Consider the following 651-nt stretch of genomic DNA (forward strand, 5'->3'; position numbering starts at 1 on the left):
AGAGCACACCGGGCTAACAAAGAGACCTGTGAATTATTAGTGCGGGATAAGATCCTGGTGTAAATAAGCTAGGCCGGCTTCCATCAGCTCAAGCTCCAGTACTACTAGCTCACTCGTGATAAAAGGATGAGGTTGATAGGTATTACCTTCAACCAATAGGCTCACTAAGTCTCCGACCAATGGCTGATGCGATACCAACAGCACATTATCAATTCCGGCCTGATTAAGCTGACGAAGCACTTGTTTCGGCGAGGAGTCGGGTGTAATAAAAGGCTTGGTATGAACATCGCACTTCAGCTGGTCTTGATAAACCTTTGCCGTCTGCTGAGCTCTTAGTAAGGGGCTCACCCAAATTTGGCTCACCTCACTTAATATACTCAAATGCTCTTTTGCTAAAGCACTTGTCTGCTGCACACCTCTTTCTGTCAAGGGGCGAGAGAAGTCGCTTTCTGCATAAAATGATGCCTCACCATGCCTGGAAATAAAGAGCTTCATCGCTACTTAATCTCATCCAGAAGCTTGTCTTTAGCTTTTGCTTGCGGCCAATCAGAAAATGGATAGGGCTTCACTTCACTTGCGTAGCTCAGGAATTCACTAATTTGTTTTAGGTACAAGCCCAAAGTCCTACCGGCATCTTTTAAAGATTCACTA

At 45.2% G+C, this 651-nt stretch carries 2 protein-coding genes; both read right to left on the reverse strand.

Translation table 11 applies throughout. The features are described 5' to 3' along the window. Positions 1 to 36 precede the first annotated feature (36 nt). A complete protein-coding gene (sixA, locus tag A3757_RS02690; RefSeq protein WP_068515010.1) occupies positions 37 to 495 on the reverse strand; it encodes a phosphohistidine phosphatase SixA in 459 nt (152 codons plus the stop codon). Between the two features lie 2 nt (positions 496 to 497). After that, a partial coding sequence (locus A3757_RS28020) for a DUF4389 domain-containing protein (protein WP_156506130.1) occupies positions 498 to 651 on the reverse strand: 154 nt, incomplete at its 5' end.

The organism is Oleiphilus sp. HI0117 (assembly GCF_001635235.1).

Coding starts and splice junctions, on each gene's coding strand:
- sixA (WP_068515010.1), bottom strand. CDS start 495: ATGAAGCTCTTTATTTCCAGGCATGGTGAGGCATCATTTTATGCAGAA.